This is a genomic window from Bradyrhizobium sp. ISRA442 (genome assembly GCF_038085055.1).
Lineage (GTDB): Bacteria > Pseudomonadota > Alphaproteobacteria > Rhizobiales > Xanthobacteraceae > Bradyrhizobium.
The window spans coordinates 48,904-61,083 of record NZ_JALGCN010000031.1 but is presented as its reverse complement, the minus strand read 5'-3'; the positions used below and the strand labels follow the sequence as shown (position 1 = coordinate 61,083).

23 protein-coding genes are annotated in these 12,180 nt (G+C 63.9%); all 23 read right to left on the bottom strand.

What is annotated here, in order from left to right:
• Nucleotides 1–15: 15 nt before the first annotated feature.
• Complete coding sequence (gene rpsK, locus MTR72_RS36895; RefSeq protein ID WP_280970311.1) at nucleotides 16–405, bottom strand: 30S ribosomal protein S11; 390 nt, start codon at nucleotides 403–405, stop codon at nucleotides 16–18.
• Between the two features lie 130 nt (nucleotides 406–535).
• Nucleotides 536–904 (bottom strand): 30S ribosomal protein S13, encoded by a 369-nt coding sequence (gene rpsM, locus MTR72_RS36890; RefSeq protein ID WP_027574068.1) that lies wholly within the window; start codon nucleotides 902–904, stop codon nucleotides 536–538.
• A 187-nt stretch (nucleotides 905–1,091) separates the two neighbouring features.
• Nucleotides 1,092–1,949 carry an adenylate kinase gene (locus tag MTR72_RS36885; protein ID WP_280970310.1) on the bottom strand — a complete coding sequence of 286 codons (858 nt, stop codon included), beginning with the start codon at nucleotides 1,947–1,949 and terminating at the stop codon, nucleotides 1,092–1,094.
• A 278-nt stretch (nucleotides 1,950–2,227) separates the two neighbouring features.
• Entirely contained in the window at nucleotides 2,228–3,562 is a 1,335-nt protein-coding gene (secY, locus tag MTR72_RS36880; RefSeq protein WP_280970309.1) for a preprotein translocase subunit SecY, read from the bottom strand.
• Between the two features lie 149 nt (nucleotides 3,563–3,711).
• Nucleotides 3,712–4,197, bottom strand: a complete 486-nt coding sequence (gene rplO, locus MTR72_RS36875; protein WP_280970308.1) for a 50S ribosomal protein L15 — start codon at nucleotides 4,195–4,197, stop codon at nucleotides 3,712–3,714.
• A gap of 16 nt (nucleotides 4,198–4,213) precedes the next feature.
• On the bottom strand, nucleotides 4,214–4,408 hold the full coding sequence (rpmD, locus tag MTR72_RS36870; protein ID WP_063682061.1) for a 50S ribosomal protein L30: 195 nt from the start codon (nucleotides 4,406–4,408) through the stop codon (nucleotides 4,214–4,216).
• Nucleotides 4,409–4,433: 25 nt separating this feature from the next.
• Nucleotides 4,434–5,012: a 30S ribosomal protein S5 gene (rpsE, locus tag MTR72_RS36865; RefSeq protein WP_063701840.1), complete on the bottom strand. Its 579-nt coding sequence runs from the start codon at nucleotides 5,010–5,012 to the stop codon at nucleotides 4,434–4,436.
• A 47-nt stretch (nucleotides 5,013–5,059) separates the two neighbouring features.
• Nucleotides 5,060–5,422, bottom strand: a complete 363-nt coding sequence (gene rplR, locus MTR72_RS36860) for a 50S ribosomal protein L18 (protein ID WP_027554160.1) — start codon at nucleotides 5,420–5,422, stop codon at nucleotides 5,060–5,062.
• Between the two features lie 11 nt (nucleotides 5,423–5,433).
• Entirely contained in the window at nucleotides 5,434–5,967 is a 534-nt protein-coding gene (rplF, locus tag MTR72_RS36855) for a 50S ribosomal protein L6 (RefSeq protein WP_280970307.1), read from the bottom strand.
• Nucleotides 5,968–5,983: 16 nt separating this feature from the next.
• On the bottom strand, nucleotides 5,984–6,382 hold the full coding sequence (rpsH, locus tag MTR72_RS36850) for a 30S ribosomal protein S8 (RefSeq protein WP_280970306.1): 399 nt from the start codon (nucleotides 6,380–6,382) through the stop codon (nucleotides 5,984–5,986).
• Nucleotides 6,383–6,396: 14 nt separating this feature from the next.
• Nucleotides 6,397–6,702, bottom strand: a complete 306-nt coding sequence (rpsN, locus tag MTR72_RS36845) for a 30S ribosomal protein S14 (RefSeq protein ID WP_280970305.1) — start codon at nucleotides 6,700–6,702, stop codon at nucleotides 6,397–6,399.
• A gap of 46 nt (nucleotides 6,703–6,748) precedes the next feature.
• Nucleotides 6,749–7,306, bottom strand: coding sequence for a 50S ribosomal protein L5 (gene rplE, locus MTR72_RS36840; protein WP_280970304.1), 558 nt, complete (start codon nucleotides 7,304–7,306; stop codon nucleotides 6,749–6,751).
• Complete coding sequence (rplX, locus tag MTR72_RS36835) at nucleotides 7,299–7,613, bottom strand: 50S ribosomal protein L24 (RefSeq protein WP_280970303.1); 315 nt, start codon at nucleotides 7,611–7,613, stop codon at nucleotides 7,299–7,301. The genes rplE and rplX overlap by 8 nt, the downstream gene beginning before the upstream one ends.
• A complete protein-coding gene (gene rplN, locus MTR72_RS36830; RefSeq protein ID WP_008549246.1) occupies nucleotides 7,613–7,981 on the bottom strand; it encodes a 50S ribosomal protein L14 in 369 nt (122 codons plus the stop codon). Before rplN ends, rplX begins: the two co-directional genes overlap by 1 nt.
• Before the next feature lie 86 nt (nucleotides 7,982–8,067).
• Nucleotides 8,068–8,316, bottom strand: coding sequence for a 30S ribosomal protein S17 (gene rpsQ / locus MTR72_RS36825; RefSeq protein ID WP_027520956.1), 249 nt, complete (start codon nucleotides 8,314–8,316; stop codon nucleotides 8,068–8,070).
• Nucleotides 8,317–8,329: 13 nt separating this feature from the next.
• Nucleotides 8,330–8,536 (bottom strand): 50S ribosomal protein L29, encoded by a 207-nt coding sequence (rpmC, locus tag MTR72_RS36820; RefSeq protein WP_063701850.1) that lies wholly within the window; start codon nucleotides 8,534–8,536, stop codon nucleotides 8,330–8,332.
• 5 nt (nucleotides 8,537–8,541) lie between these two features.
• A complete protein-coding gene (gene rplP / locus MTR72_RS36815; RefSeq protein WP_008136349.1) occupies nucleotides 8,542–8,955 on the bottom strand; it encodes a 50S ribosomal protein L16 in 414 nt (137 codons plus the stop codon).
• A gap of 30 nt (nucleotides 8,956–8,985) precedes the next feature.
• Nucleotides 8,986–9,705, bottom strand: coding sequence for a 30S ribosomal protein S3 (rpsC, locus tag MTR72_RS36810; RefSeq protein ID WP_027554155.1), 720 nt, complete (start codon nucleotides 9,703–9,705; stop codon nucleotides 8,986–8,988).
• A gap of 20 nt (nucleotides 9,706–9,725) precedes the next feature.
• Complete coding sequence (rplV, locus tag MTR72_RS36805) at nucleotides 9,726–10,112, bottom strand: 50S ribosomal protein L22 (protein ID WP_008549264.1); 387 nt, start codon at nucleotides 10,110–10,112, stop codon at nucleotides 9,726–9,728.
• 10 nt (nucleotides 10,113–10,122) lie between these two features.
• Nucleotides 10,123–10,401 (bottom strand): 30S ribosomal protein S19, encoded by a 279-nt coding sequence (gene rpsS / locus MTR72_RS36800; protein WP_008136357.1) that lies wholly within the window; start codon nucleotides 10,399–10,401, stop codon nucleotides 10,123–10,125.
• A gap of 12 nt (nucleotides 10,402–10,413) precedes the next feature.
• Entirely contained in the window at nucleotides 10,414–11,247 is an 834-nt protein-coding gene (gene rplB, locus MTR72_RS36795) for a 50S ribosomal protein L2 (protein WP_341512049.1), read from the bottom strand.
• Nucleotides 11,248–11,259: 12 nt separating this feature from the next.
• The gene (locus MTR72_RS36790) at nucleotides 11,260–11,562 is read right to left on the bottom strand and encodes a 50S ribosomal protein L23 (RefSeq protein WP_018647244.1); all 303 of its coding nucleotides are present in this window, start codon (nucleotides 11,560–11,562) and stop codon (nucleotides 11,260–11,262) included.
• Complete coding sequence (rplD, locus tag MTR72_RS36785; protein WP_280970299.1) at nucleotides 11,559–12,179, bottom strand: 50S ribosomal protein L4; 621 nt, start codon at nucleotides 12,177–12,179, stop codon at nucleotides 11,559–11,561. The genes MTR72_RS36790 and rplD overlap by 4 nt, the downstream gene beginning before the upstream one ends.
• Nucleotide 12,180 lies beyond the last annotated feature (1 nt).

Here is a 12,180-nt window from a genome sequence, read left to right as displayed (position 1 = left end):
GTCCGCGTCTTCACATCAAACGCGCCGACGCTTGCGCGGACGGCAACCATTGTGCGGGATCGTCGTCACGTCACGAATCGAGGTGACGGTGAAGCCAGCCGCCTGCAGCGCGCGAAGCGCGGACTCACGGCCCGAACCCGGACCGGCAACTTCCACCTCGAGAGTGCGCATGCCGTGCTCCTGCGCCTTCTTGGCGACGTCTTCGGCCGCGACCTGCGCCGCATACGGGGTCGACTTACGCGAGCCCTTGAAACCCATCGTGCCTGCCGAGGACCAGGCGATCGTGTTGCCCTGCGCGTCGGTGATGGTGATGGTCGTGTTGTTGAACGACGAGTTCACGTGCGCGACGCCGGAGGCGATGTTCTTGCGCTCACGACGGCGAACGCGGGTGGCTTCCTTGCCCATTGAGTCCCTTTCTGAAGATCTCAAACGCCGCCGTAATGCCAGCGGCTACACCTGTGGAAGCGAATGGTGAGCGGCGAATAGCGAATAGGGAAAACCCCTACTCGCCATTCGCCATTCCCTATCCGCTGATTTACTTCTTCTTGCCGGCGATGGCCTTGGCCGGCCCCTTGCGCGTGCGCGCATTGGTGTGGGTACGCTGACCGCGCACCGGCAGGCCGCGACGATGCCGCAGGCCGCGATAGCAGCCGAGGTCCATCAGACGCTTGATGTTGATGCCGACCTCGCGGCGCAGGTCGCCCTCGACGAGATAGTCACGGTCGATCACTTCGCGGATCTGAAGCACTTCGGCGTCGCTGAGCTGATTGACGCGACGATCCTCGGGGATCTTCACCTTCTCCATGATGTCACCGGCGATCTTGGGGCCGATGCCATGGATGTACTGCAGCGCGATGAGCACGCGCTTGTTGGTGGGAATGTTTACGCCGGCAATACGGGCCACGGCCTTCTCTCCTGTTGCCGATCCCTCGTCAGGAATCGGGCTTTAAGTGCTTGCTTTCTCGGGCAGGTGTTCACAAACGCGAACACGACGCCCACCCCCGGTCTTCCTGGGGCCCGGCATCGTCTGAAACTATCCGACTTGGATGCGGGGCTTATTAAGGGATTCAGGGGGCTTTCGTCAACCGCCGCTAGCGTTTGGCTCGCTTTTTCGTGACCTTTTTTGGGCTCTTCTTCGAGGCCTTTTTCGCGGCTTTTTTGACGGCTTTCTTGGCCGCCTTCTTCACGGCCTTCCTGCCTCCCTTGGCAGCCTTCTTGGAGGCCTTTGCGGCGGCTTTGCTGGCCTTTTTGGCGGATTTCGCCGGCTTTTTAGCGGTTTTGGCGGCCTTTTTGCCCCCTGCCTTGGCGGCGCTCCTGGCCGTGCTCTTGGCCGCGCTTCTGGCGTGCGTCTTGGGCTCGACGGCCCCGAGCGCTAGCAGGAGGCGATGGATGGCCCGGGTGACCTCGTCGATGGCCATCATGCCATCGACCGTCGAGAGCTTCCGCCGCTCCGAATAGTAGTGAATCAGCGGTTCCGTCAGGCTGCGGTAGCTGGCCAGCCGCTTGGTCAGGACTTCCGGAGTGTCGTCGACCCGGACCTCCTCACCGCGCTCCCGCATCTGCGCCACACGGGTCTCGACGCGCTGGAGCAGCGCGCTCTCGTTGACGCGCAGCTCGATCACCGCGTCGAGCTTGAGATGCTTGTGCCTGAGGAGCTCGTCGAGCGCCTCGGCCTGCGGCACGGTGCGGGGGAAGCCGTCCAGGATGAAACCGCGCTTGGCGTCTGGCTGGTCGATCCGGTCGGAGATGATTCCAACCACCACGTCATCGGGGACGAGGCCGCCATTGGCCATGATCTCCTTGGCCTTGAGGCCGATGGGCGTGCCGGCCGCAACCGCAGCGCGAAGCATCTCACCGGTCGAGAGCTGGACGATGCCGTAGCGCTGCACCAGAAGTTGCGCCTGGGTCCCCTTGCCCGACCCCGGCGGTCCCAGAAGTATAATTCTCATCGGCGTACGCCCCCCGGATTGGTGAGCGATACGTCGCGCACCTGCATTTGAAGATCAACAAACAGTGCAAACCACAATCAGCGCTGCACCGCCACCCATATCATAGGGGAGCGAGCAGCCGGGCACCAAGAAAGCCTGCGAAATCAGCGATGACGTGGCGGTGAGAGCAGCTCGGCCGAGCCAATCGCGCGCTCAGCGCGGGCCCGATAGGCGCTGCGCCGTGTGCGCGCAGCGAATCGATGACACGTCGATCGGCGGCCTGAAGGGGCCGCCGTGCGTCAGCGACGGCGTCCGCCGCGCAGCTTCGACTTGCGGATCAGCCCCTCGTATTGATGAGCGAGCAAATAGCCCTGCACCTGCGCCACCGTGTCCATGGTGACGCTGACGACGATCAGAAGCGACGTGCCGCCGAAATAGAACGGCACCGAGGCGTAGGAAATCAGGATTTCCGGAATCAGACAGACGATCGCGAGATAGATCGCGCCGACGACGGTGATGCGCGACAGCACGTAGTCGATATATTCCGCGGTGCGCTCGCCTGGACGAATGCCCGGAATGAACCCGCCGTGCTTCTTCAGGTTGTCCGCGGTCTCCGTCGGATTGAACACGATCGCGGTGTAGAAGAAGGCGAAGAACACGATCAGCGCGAGATAGAGGAACAGGAACAACGGCCGGCCGTGGCCGAGCTGGGTGGTGATCCACTGGAACCATTCCGGCCCCTTACCGGCATTGAAGTTCGCAACCGTCGTGGGCAGCAGCAGCAGCGAGGACGCGAAGATCGGCGGGATCACGCCCGAAGTGTTGAGCTTGAGCGGCAGATGCGAGGACTGGCCCTCGAACATCTTGTTGCCGACCTGGCGCTTCGGATACTGGATCAGCAGCCGGCGTTGGGCGCGCTCCATGAACACGATGAAGGCGATCACGGCAACCGCCATCACGATCACGACCAGGATCAGGCCGGTCGACATCGCGCCCTGACGGCCGAGTTCCAGCATGTTGGCGAGCGCCGAGGGCAGCTCGGCGACGATGCCGGACAGAATGATCAGCGAAATGCCGTTGCCGATGCCGCGCGAAGTCACCTGCTCGCCCAGCCACATCAGGAACATGGTGCCGCCGGTCAGCGTGATGGTGGTGGAGAGGCGGAAGAACATGCCGGGGTCGCTGACGACGTTGCCCGCGCCCTCGAGGCCCACCGCGATACCGTAGGACTGGAACGCGGCCAGGATCACGGTGAGGTAGCGCGTGTACTGGTTCAGGGTCTTGCGGCCCGCCTCGCCTTCCTTCTTCAGCGCCTCGAGCTGCGGCGAGACGGTGGTGAGGAGCTGGATGATGATCGAGGCCGAGATGTACGGCATGATGTTCAGCGCGAAGATCGCCATGCGGTGAATGCCGCCGCCGGCGAACATGTTGAACATGCCGAGGATGCCGCCCGCCTGGGAGCGGAACACCTGCTCCCAGATATTGGGATCGATGCCGGGCAGCGGGATGTAGGTGCCCAGCCGATAAACCAGCATCGCACCCAGGGTGAACCAGATGCGCTTCTTCAGCTCGTCAGCTTTGGCAAACGCGCCGAAATTCAGATTGGCTGCCAGTTGTTCCGCTGCTGAGACCATCTTGGGCTTTCTCCCGCCGCTTTTTGCGCCGTCATGCCCGCGGCCGGGCTACTTGGGCGGACGCCGGACATTATCTGGTGCTCGGCTTCGATAAGTCCAACGTCCAGCATACGTAAAGGCCCGCCAGGCGCGGGCCAATGACGCAGTTGTTACGCTGCCTCGCCTTCTTCCTTGGCAGGCGCGAGGATCTTCACCGAGCCGCCGGCCTTCTCGACCGCCGCGATCGCGGACTTCGAGGCGCCATGCACTTCGATGTTGAGCTTGGCCTTGAGCTCGCCGCGGCCGAGCAGCCGCAGGCCGGCCTTGGAGCGGCGCAGCACGCCCGCCTTGACGAGAGCCTCGGCGTTCACGACGCTGCCGGCGTCGATCTTCTTGGCATCGACCGCTTCCTGGAGCCGGTCGAGATTGATCTCGGCGAACTCGACGCGGAAGATGTTGTTGAAGCCGCGCTTGGGCAGACGGCGATGCATCGGCATCTGGCCGCCTTCGAAACCCTTGATGCGCACGCCCGAACGCGCGGTCTGGCCCTTGCCGCCGCGGCCGGACTGCTTGCCCTTGCCCGAACCGATGCCGCGGCCGACGCGCATGCGCTTCTTGCGCGAGCCGGCGTTGTCGGCGATATCGCTGAGCTTCATCGCCCTTCTCCTTGTCTTACTTCTCGTCGACGATGCGGACGAGATGGTGAACCTTCTCGATCATACCGCGGACGGCCGGGGTGTCCGGCAGTTCGCTGACGCGGCCGATCTTGTTGAGCTTGAGTCCGATCAACGTCGAACGCTGCGAGTGATGGCGGCGGATCGCGCTGCCGGTCTGCTCGAGCTTGATCGTCTTTGCGGCCTTGGCCATGGGAGTCTACTCCGAAAAGCTTCCGTTAGTCCGCAGCCGCCTCGGCATCGCCGCCGATGCGACGGGCCTGAAGGGTGGACACCTTGATGTTGCGGCGGGCTGCGACCGAACGCGGCGAATCCTGGTGCTTCAGCGCGTCGAAGGTCGCGCGCACCATGTTGTACGGGTTCGACGAGCCGATCGACTTCGCCACCACGTCCTGGACGCCGAGCGTCTCGAACACGGCGCGCATCGGACCGCCGGCGATGATGCCGGTACCGGCCGGAGCGGCCCGCAAGTACACACGGCCCGCACCGTGACGGCCGGCGATGTCGTGATGGAGCGTACGGCCCTCGCGCAGCGAAACGCGGGTCAGATTGCGCTTGGCGGCTTCCGTCGCCTTCCGGATCGCCTCAGGCACTTCGCGTGCCTTGCCGTGACCGAAGCCGGCGCGGCCCTTCTGATCGCCGATCACGACCAGCGCTGCGAAACCGAAGCGCTTGCCGCCCTTGACGACCTTGGCCACGCGGTTGATGTGGACGAGCTTGTCGACGAACTCGCTGTCGCGCTCCTCGCGCTCCCTGCTCCGTTCGCGTCCGCCGCGGTGTTCGCGTTCAGCTGCCATGGTTTTTCCAATCCTTCAGAGGCTTACGCCTCAATCCTCAAATTCTGTTAGAAGCTCAGCCCGCTCTCACGCGCCGCATCGGCAAGAGCCTTGACGCGCCCGTGATAGAGGTAGCTGCCGCGATCGAACACGACTTCCTTGACGCCCTTCTCCGCGGCGCGCTGGGCCAGCAGCTTGCCGACCGCCTTCGCCGCATCGATGTCGGCGCCGGTCTTGCCACCGTCGCGCATCGACTTCTCGAGCGAAGAGGCTGACGCCAGCGTCTCGCCCTTCAGGTCGTCGATGACCTGGGCGTAGATGTGCTTGGACGAGCGGAACACCGACAGGCGCGGACGGCCGCCTCCGGAGCGGCGCAGCTTCAGCCGCACACTCCGCTTGCGCCGGGCATTCGTAACCTTGGCTTTCGACATGACCGGCTCCGTTACTTCTTCTTGCCTTCCTTGCGGAAGATGAATTCGTCGGCGTACTTCACGCCCTTGCCCTTGTAGGGCTCCGGCGGACGATAGGCGCGGATCTCAGCCGCGACCTGGCCGACGCGCTGGACGTCGCTGCCCGACACCATGATCTCGGTCGGCTTCGGCACGGCGATCGTGATGCCTTCCGGGATCGGATAGATCACGTCGTGGCTGTAGCCGAGCGCGAGCTGCAGGTTCTTGCCCTGCATCGCGGCACGATAACCGACGCCGGTGATTTCGAGCTTCTTCTCGAAGCCCTTGGTGACGCCCTCGACGAGGTTCGCGACCTGGGCGCGTGCGGTGCCGTAGAGCGCCCGCGCGCGGTTGGTCTCGACCCGCGGCTTGACCTTGACCTGGCCGTTCTCGAGCTTCACCTCGACGTCGTCATGGACGATGAACTGAAGCTGGCCCTTCGGCCCCTTCATCTTGACGGTCTGGCCATCGACGGTCGCGGTAACGCCCGACGGCACCGTCACAGGCTTTTTGCCAACTCGTGACATGGATCGAAAATCCTTCTCAGAACACCGTGAAGAGGACTTCGCCGCCCACATTCGCGTCGCGCGCGCTGTGGTCGGCCATGATCCCCTTCGGCGTCGACAACACCGAAATGCCGAGCCCGTTGTTGACCCGCGGCAGGTTCTTCACCGAGGCGTAGACGCGACGCCCGGGCTTGGAAACACGTTCGATCTCGCGGATGACGGGCTCGCCGTCGAAATACTTCAGCTCGATCTCGATCTCGCTGCGACCCGAGGAATGCTCGACCGTGGCGTAGCCGCGGATGTAGCCCTCGGACTTCAGCACCTCGAGCACGTTCTCGCGCATCTTGGAGCCGGGCGTGGAGACCTTGGTCTTCGAGCGCATCTGCGCGTTGCGGATGCGGGTGATCAGATCGCTGATTGGATCGTGCGTAGACATCTAAACGACCCTCCTTACCAGCTCGACTTCACGAGGCCCGGGACCATGCCCTTGGAGCCAAGTTCGCGCAGCGCGATACGGGACAGCTTGTTCTTGCGATAGTTCGAGCGCGGACGGCCCGACAGCTCGCAACGCATGCGGATGCGGGTCGCCGACGAATTGCGCGGCATTTCCGCGAGCTTCAGGGTCGCGGCGAACCGCTCCTCCATCGGGATCTTCTTGTCGGCGATGATCGCCTTCAACCGCTCGCGCTTGGCGGCGGCGTTCTTCACCATCCGCTTGCGCCGGTTGTTCTTCTCGACTGAACTCTTCTTTGCCATGCTTGGCTCCTGGGTATCCGCGTTTGAGAGGCTTTAGGTCAGCGTCTCACTGCCGGAACGGGAAATTGAAAGCGGTCAACAAGGCCCTCGCCTCTTCGTCGGTCTTGGCCGTGGTGCAGACGGTGATGTCCATACCGCGGGCTTCCGTGACCTTGTCGAAGTCGATCTCGGGGAAAATGATGTGCTCCTTGATGCCGAGCGAATAGTTGCCGCGGCCGTCAAAGCTCTTCGGGTTCAGCCCGCGGAAGTCGCGGACGCGCGGCAGCGCGACCGTCACCAGGCGATCGATGAACTCGTACATGCGGGCCTTGCGCAGCGTGACCTTGCAGCCGATCGGCTGGTTCTCACGCAGCTTGAAGGTCGCGATCGCGATGCGCGAATAGGTCACGATCGCCTTCTGGCCGGCGATCTGGGTCAGTTCGGCGGCGGCGTTCTCAGCCTTCTTGCGGTCGTTGACGGAATCGCCGACGCCCATGTTCAGCACGACCTTGTCCAGCCGCGGAACCTGCATGACGTTCTCGTAACCGAACTTCTCGGTCAACGCGCCGCGAATCTTCGCGTCATATTCCGCGCGCAGGCGCGGCACGTAGGCGGTGTCAGCCATCGATCTCAGCTCCCGAGCTCTTGGCGATGCGGACCTTCTTGCCGTCCGCCAGAATCTTGAATCCGATGCGCGTCGGCTTTCCGTCCTTGCCGAGATACGCGATGTTGGACAGTTGGATCGGCGCCTCTTTCGAGATGATGCCGCCCTCCTGGGCCTGCGTCTGCTTCTGGTGACGCTTGACCATGTTGATGCCGCGCACGAGAGCCGTGCCGGCCTCCGGGCGCACCTCGAACACCTCGCCGGTGCGGCCCTTGTCACGGCCGGTCAGCACGACGACCTTGTCGCCCTTGCGGATCTTCGCAGCCATCACAGCACCTCCGGTGCGAGCGAAATGATCTTCATGTGGTTCTTGGCGCGCAGCTCGCGCGGCACGGGCCCGAAGATACGGGTACCGACCGGCTCGGCCTGGTTGTTGATCAGGACGGCGGCGTTGCGGTCGAAGCGGATGACCGAACCGTCAGCGCGGCGGATGTCCTTGCGGACACGCACCACCACGGCCTTCATCACGTCGCCCTTTTTCACCTTGCCACGCGGAATCGCTTCCTTGATCGAGACGACGATGATGTCGCCGATCGTGGCGTAGCGGCGCTTGGAGCCTCCGAGCACCTTGATACACATGACACGGCGTGCGCCAGAATTGTCGGCCACGTCGAGGTTGGTCTGCATCTGAATCATTGATGCACCTCGTCCTCTTTCTCTTTTGCGCCAGCCTGGCCGGCGCTCAACATTTCCCTGAAGTCAGTCGGCTAGATGCCGGCAGCTCAGGCGCTTTTCTTGTGTTCGCCCCGGATCACGACCCAGCGCTTCAACTTCGAAATCGGCTTCGATTCCTCGATCCAGACCACGTCACCCGGCTTGAACTGGTTGTTCTCGTCGTGCGCGTGATAGTTCTTCGAACGTCGGATCGTCTTCTTGTAGATCGGGTGCGTGAAACGGCGATCGACGCGCACCACGATGGTCTTGGCCTGCTTGTCGCTGACGACCACGCCCTGCAGAGTACGTTTCGGCATCTTCGTAGGCCTCTTACTTCTTCTTCGCGCGCTGCTGCGCGGCGACGGTCTTGATGCGGGCGATGTCGCGGCGGGCCTCGCGCAGGCGCGAGGTGTTCTCGAGCTGCCCGGTGGCACGCTGGAAGCGCAGGTTGAAGCGCTCCTTCTTCAGGTTCAGGATGGCGTCATCCTGCTGGTCGGGGCTCATCGCGCGGATGTCTTCAATCTTCATCTGGGCCATGGCCATTACTCCGCAATACGCTCGACGAAGCGCGTCTTGATCGGCAGCTTGGCGGCCGCCAGGGTCAGCGCCTCGCGCGCCGTCTGGGTGTTGACGCCGTCGATCTCGAACAGCACCCGGCCCGGCTTGACGCGGGCGACCCACAGCTCCGGCGAACCCTTGCCGGAGCCCATGCGGACTTCGGCCGGCTTCTTCGACACCGGAACGTCCGGGAACACGCGGATCCAGACGCGGCCGGCGCGCTTCATGTGGCGGGTCAGCGCGCGGCGGGCGGCCTCGATCTGGCGCGCGGTGACGCGCTCAGGCTCGGTCGCCTTCAGGCCGAACTGGCCGAATGCCAACGTCGCGCCCGAAGACGCAACGCCGTGGATGCGGCCCTTATGCGCCTTCCGGAACTTCGTTTTCTTAGGTTGCATCATGGCTTTAAGCCCTCAAATTCTCAGTCGGCTTCAGGCCGCGGCCGCGTCGCGACGCTGCCGGCCGCCACCGCTACCACCACCCTCACCTTCGGCCATTCTCTTGTCCTGGGCCATCGGATCGTGCTCGAGGATCTCACCCTTGAAGATCCAGACCTTGACGCCGCAGGTGCCGAAGGTCGTGAACGCGGTCGCGACGCCGTAGTCGATGTCGGCGCGCAGCGTGTGCAGCGGCACGCGGCCTTCGCGGTACCACTCCATGCGCGCGATTTCGGCACCGCCGAGACGGCCCGAGCAGTTGATGCGGATGCCCTCCGCGCCGAGACGCATCGCCGACTGAACGGCGCGCTTCATCGCGCGGCGGAACGCCACGCGGCGCTCGAGCTGCTGGGCGATCGACTCAGCCACCAGCGTCGCATCGAGCTCCGGCTTGCGGATCTCGACGATGTTGATGACGACGTCCGACGAGGTGATGTCCGCCACCTTCTTGCGCAGCTTGTCGATGTCGGCGCCCTTCTTGCCGATCACCACGCCCGGACGGGCCGAGTGGATGGTGACGCGGCACTTCTTGTGCGGACGCTCGATCACGATGCGGGCGACCGCCGCCTGCTTGAGCTCCTTGTGCAGGATCTCGCGGATCTTGACGTCCTCGTGCAGCAGCTTGCCGTATTCCTGCTTGCCGGCGAACCAGCGGGAGTCCCAGGTCCGGTTGATGCCGAGACGCAGACCGATCGGATTGATCTTTTGACCCATCGTATTCTCCTCGCGTCCCGTTAGGCGGCCGCTTCGGCTTCGACCTGACGAACGATGATCGTCAGTTGCGAAAATGGTTTGTAGACACGGCCCGAGCGGCCGCGGCCGCGCGCGGCAAAGCGCTTCATCACGAGGCCGTTGCCGACGAAAGCCTGCGCCACGACGAGATCGTCGACGTCGAGGTCGTGGTTGTTCTCGGCGTTGGCGATCGCCGACTCCAAGCACTTCTTGACGTCGACCGCGATCCGCTTGCGCGAGAACTGCAGGTCGGCGAGCGCGGCAGACGCCTTCCGGCCGCGAATGAGCTGGGCGACCAGATTGAGCTTCTGCGGGCTCACCCGCAGCATCCGGGCGACCGCCTTGGCCTCGTTGTCGGCGAGGCTCCGTTCGCGCTTAGGTTTGCTCATCGTTTAATCCTCAAGCCTTCTTGGCTTTCTTGTCGCCGGAGTGGCCGTGGAAGGTCCGGGTCGGCGAGAACTCGCCGAACTTGTGACCGACCATTTCCTCGTTGACCGCCACCGGCACGTGCTTCTGGCCGTTGTAGACGCCGAAGGTCAGGCCGACGAACTGCGGCAGGATGGTCGAACGACGGCTCCAGATCTTGATGACGTCGTGACGGCCGGACGCGCGCGCGGCATCTGCCTTCTTGAGCAGAGAACCCTCGACGAACGGGCCTTTCCAGACTGAACGAACCATGTCCGGCGTTCCTTACTTCTTCCGCTTGTGGCGGCTTAGGAGAATGAATTTGTTGGTCGACTTGTTGGTGCGGGTCTTCTTGCCCTTGGTCGGCTTGCCCCACGGGGTGACCGGGTGGCGACCGCCCGAGGTACGACCTTCACCACCGCCGTGCGGATGGTCGATCGGGTTCATTGCGACACCGCGGTTGTGCGGCCGGCGGCCCATCCAACGCTTGCGGCCGGCCTTGCCGATCGAGGTGTTCATGTGATCCGGGTTCGACACCGCACCGATCGTGCCGCGGCAACGGCCGTGGACCAGGCGCTGCTCGCCCGAGTTCAGGCGGATGATCACGTAGTCCTGGTCGCGACCGACGAGCTGGGCGTAGGTCCCAGCGGAACGGGCGAGCTGGCCGCCCTTCCCGATCTTGGTCTCGATGTTGTGGATGATCGTGCCGACCGGCATGTTGCCCAGCGGCATGACGTTGCCCGGCTTCACGTCGACATAGTTGCCGGCGACGATGATGTCACCCACGGCCAGGCGCTGCGGCGCCAGGATGTAGGCCTGCTCGCCGTCCTGGTACTTGATCAGCGCGATGAAGCCGGTGCGGTTCGGATCGTATTCCAGCCGCTCGACGGTGGCGGGAACGTCCACCTTCTCGCGCTTGAAGTCGACATTGCGCAGCGTCTTCTTGTGACCGCCGCCGCGGAAACGCACGGTGATGCGACCAGTATTGTTACGGCCACCCTTGGACAGCTTGCCCTCGGTGAGCGTCTTGACCGGCTTGCCCTTGTAGAGGGCCGAACGATCGACCATGACCAGTTGGCGCTGGCCCGGCGTCGTGGGATTGAATGTCTTCAGTGCCATCGTCGTACGACCTTACAGACCGGTGGTGACGTCGATCCGGTGGCCCTCTTCGAGGGTCACGATCGCGCGCTTGGTGTTCGACTGCGAACCGAGATTGCCGCGGAAGGCCTTGACCTTGCCCTTGCGGACCAGCGTGTTGACGCTCTTGACCTTGACGTCGAACAGCTTCTCGATCGCTTCCTTGATCTGCGGCTTGGTCGCTTTCGCGGCCACCTTGAACAGGACCTTGTTGTGCTCCGAGGCGATCGTCGCCTTTTCGGTCACGACCGGCGACAGGATCACGTCGTAGTGGCGAGGCTCGATGTTCTTCGTCATTTGAAGCGCGCCTCCAGCGCATCGATGGCGGCCTTGGTCAGAACGAGCTTCTGACGGCGCAGGATGTCGTAGACGTTGATGCCCTGGATCGGCAGCACGTCCATGTTCGGGATGTTGCGGGCCGCCGCGGCGAAGCCGTTGTTGAGCTCGGCGCCATCGATGATCAGCGCGTTGGTGAGCCCCAGGCCCGAGAAGTGGCCGAGCAGCGCCTTGGTCTTCGGCGCCTCAAGCGCGGCCTTCTCGATCACGACGAGATCGCCGTCCTTGGCCTTGGCCGAGAGCGCATGCTTCAGCGCCAGCGCGCGGACCTTCTTCGGCAGGTCGGTGGCGTGCGAACGCACCACCGGACCGAAAGCACGGCCGCCGCCACGGAACTGCGGCACGCGGGCCGAGCCGTGACGGGCACCGCCGGTGCCCTTCTGCTTGTACATCTTCTTGCCGGTGCGCCAGATCTCGGCGCGCCCCTTGGCCTTGTGCGTGCCGGCCTGGCGCTTGTTGAGCTGCCACTGCACGCAGCGCGCGATGATGTCCTCGCGCGGCTCGAGGCCGAAAATGGCGTCGGAGAGCTGGACCGAGCCGGCTTCCTTGCCCTCAAGGGTCGTGACCTTCAATTCCATC

Bases quoted from the DNA above. Each gene is read 5' to 3' on its own strand.
- rpsK (WP_280970311.1), bottom strand. From the start codon at position 405: ATGGGCAAGGAAGCCACCCGCGTTCGCCGTCGTGAGCGCAAGAACATC.
- MTR72_RS36885 (WP_280970310.1), bottom strand. From the start codon at position 1,949: ATGAGAATTATACTTCTGGGACCGCCGGGGTCGGGCAAGGGGACCCAG.
- secY (WP_280970309.1), bottom strand. From the start codon at position 3,562: ATGGTCTCAGCAGCGGAACAACTGGCAGCCAATCTGAATTTCGGCGCG.
- rplO (WP_280970308.1), bottom strand. From the start codon at position 4,197: ATGAAGCTCAGCGATATCGCCGACAACGCCGGCTCGCGCAAGAAGCGC.
- rpmD (WP_063682061.1), bottom strand. From the start codon at position 4,408: ATGGCCAAGGCCGCAAAGACGATCAAGCTCGAGCAGACCGGCAGCGCG.
- rpsE (WP_063701840.1), bottom strand. From the start codon at position 5,012: ATGGCAGCTGAACGCGAACACCGCGGCGGACGCGAACGGAGCAGGGAG.
- rplR (WP_027554160.1), bottom strand. From the start codon at position 5,422: ATGTCGAAAGCCAAGGTTACGAATGCCCGGCGCAAGCGGAGTGTGCGG.
- rplF (WP_280970307.1), bottom strand. From the start codon at position 5,967: ATGTCACGAGTTGGCAAAAAGCCTGTGACGGTGCCGTCGGGCGTTACC.
- rpsH (WP_280970306.1), bottom strand. From the start codon at position 6,382: ATGTCTACGCACGATCCAATCAGCGATCTGATCACCCGCATCCGCAAC.
- rpsN (WP_280970305.1), bottom strand. From the start codon at position 6,702: ATGGCAAAGAAGAGTTCAGTCGAGAAGAACAACCGGCGCAAGCGGATG.
- rplE (WP_280970304.1), bottom strand. From the start codon at position 7,306: ATGGCTGACACCGCCTACGTGCCGCGCCTGCGCGCGGAATATGACGCG.
- rplX (WP_280970303.1), bottom strand. From the start codon at position 7,613: ATGGCTGCGAAGATCCGCAAGGGCGACAAGGTCGTCGTGCTGACCGGC.
- rplN (WP_008549246.1), bottom strand. From the start codon at position 7,981: ATGATTCAGATGCAGACCAACCTCGACGTGGCCGACAATTCTGGCGCA.
- rpsQ (WP_027520956.1), bottom strand. From the start codon at position 8,316: ATGCCGAAACGTACTCTGCAGGGCGTGGTCGTCAGCGACAAGCAGGCC.
- rpmC (WP_063701850.1), bottom strand. From the start codon at position 8,536: ATGGCCCAGATGAAGATTGAAGACATCCGCGCGATGAGCCCCGACCAG.
- rplP (WP_008136349.1), bottom strand. From the start codon at position 8,955: ATGATGCAACCTAAGAAAACGAAGTTCCGGAAGGCGCATAAGGGCCGC.
- rpsC (WP_027554155.1), bottom strand. From the start codon at position 9,705: ATGGGTCAAAAGATCAATCCGATCGGTCTGCGTCTCGGCATCAACCGG.
- rplV (WP_008549264.1), bottom strand. From the start codon at position 10,112: ATGAGCAAACCTAAGCGCGAACGGAGCCTCGCCGACAACGAGGCCAAG.
- rpsS (WP_008136357.1), bottom strand. From the start codon at position 10,401: ATGGTTCGTTCAGTCTGGAAAGGCCCGTTCGTCGAGGGTTCTCTGCTC.
- rplB (WP_341512049.1), bottom strand. From the start codon at position 11,247: ATGGCACTGAAGACATTCAATCCCACGACGCCGGGCCAGCGCCAACTG.
- MTR72_RS36790 (WP_018647244.1), bottom strand. From the start codon at position 11,562: ATGACGAAGAACATCGAGCCTCGCCACTACGACGTGATCCTGTCGCCG.
- rplD (WP_280970299.1), bottom strand. From the start codon at position 12,179: ATGGAATTGAAGGTCACGACCCTTGAGGGCAAGGAAGCCGGCTCGGTC.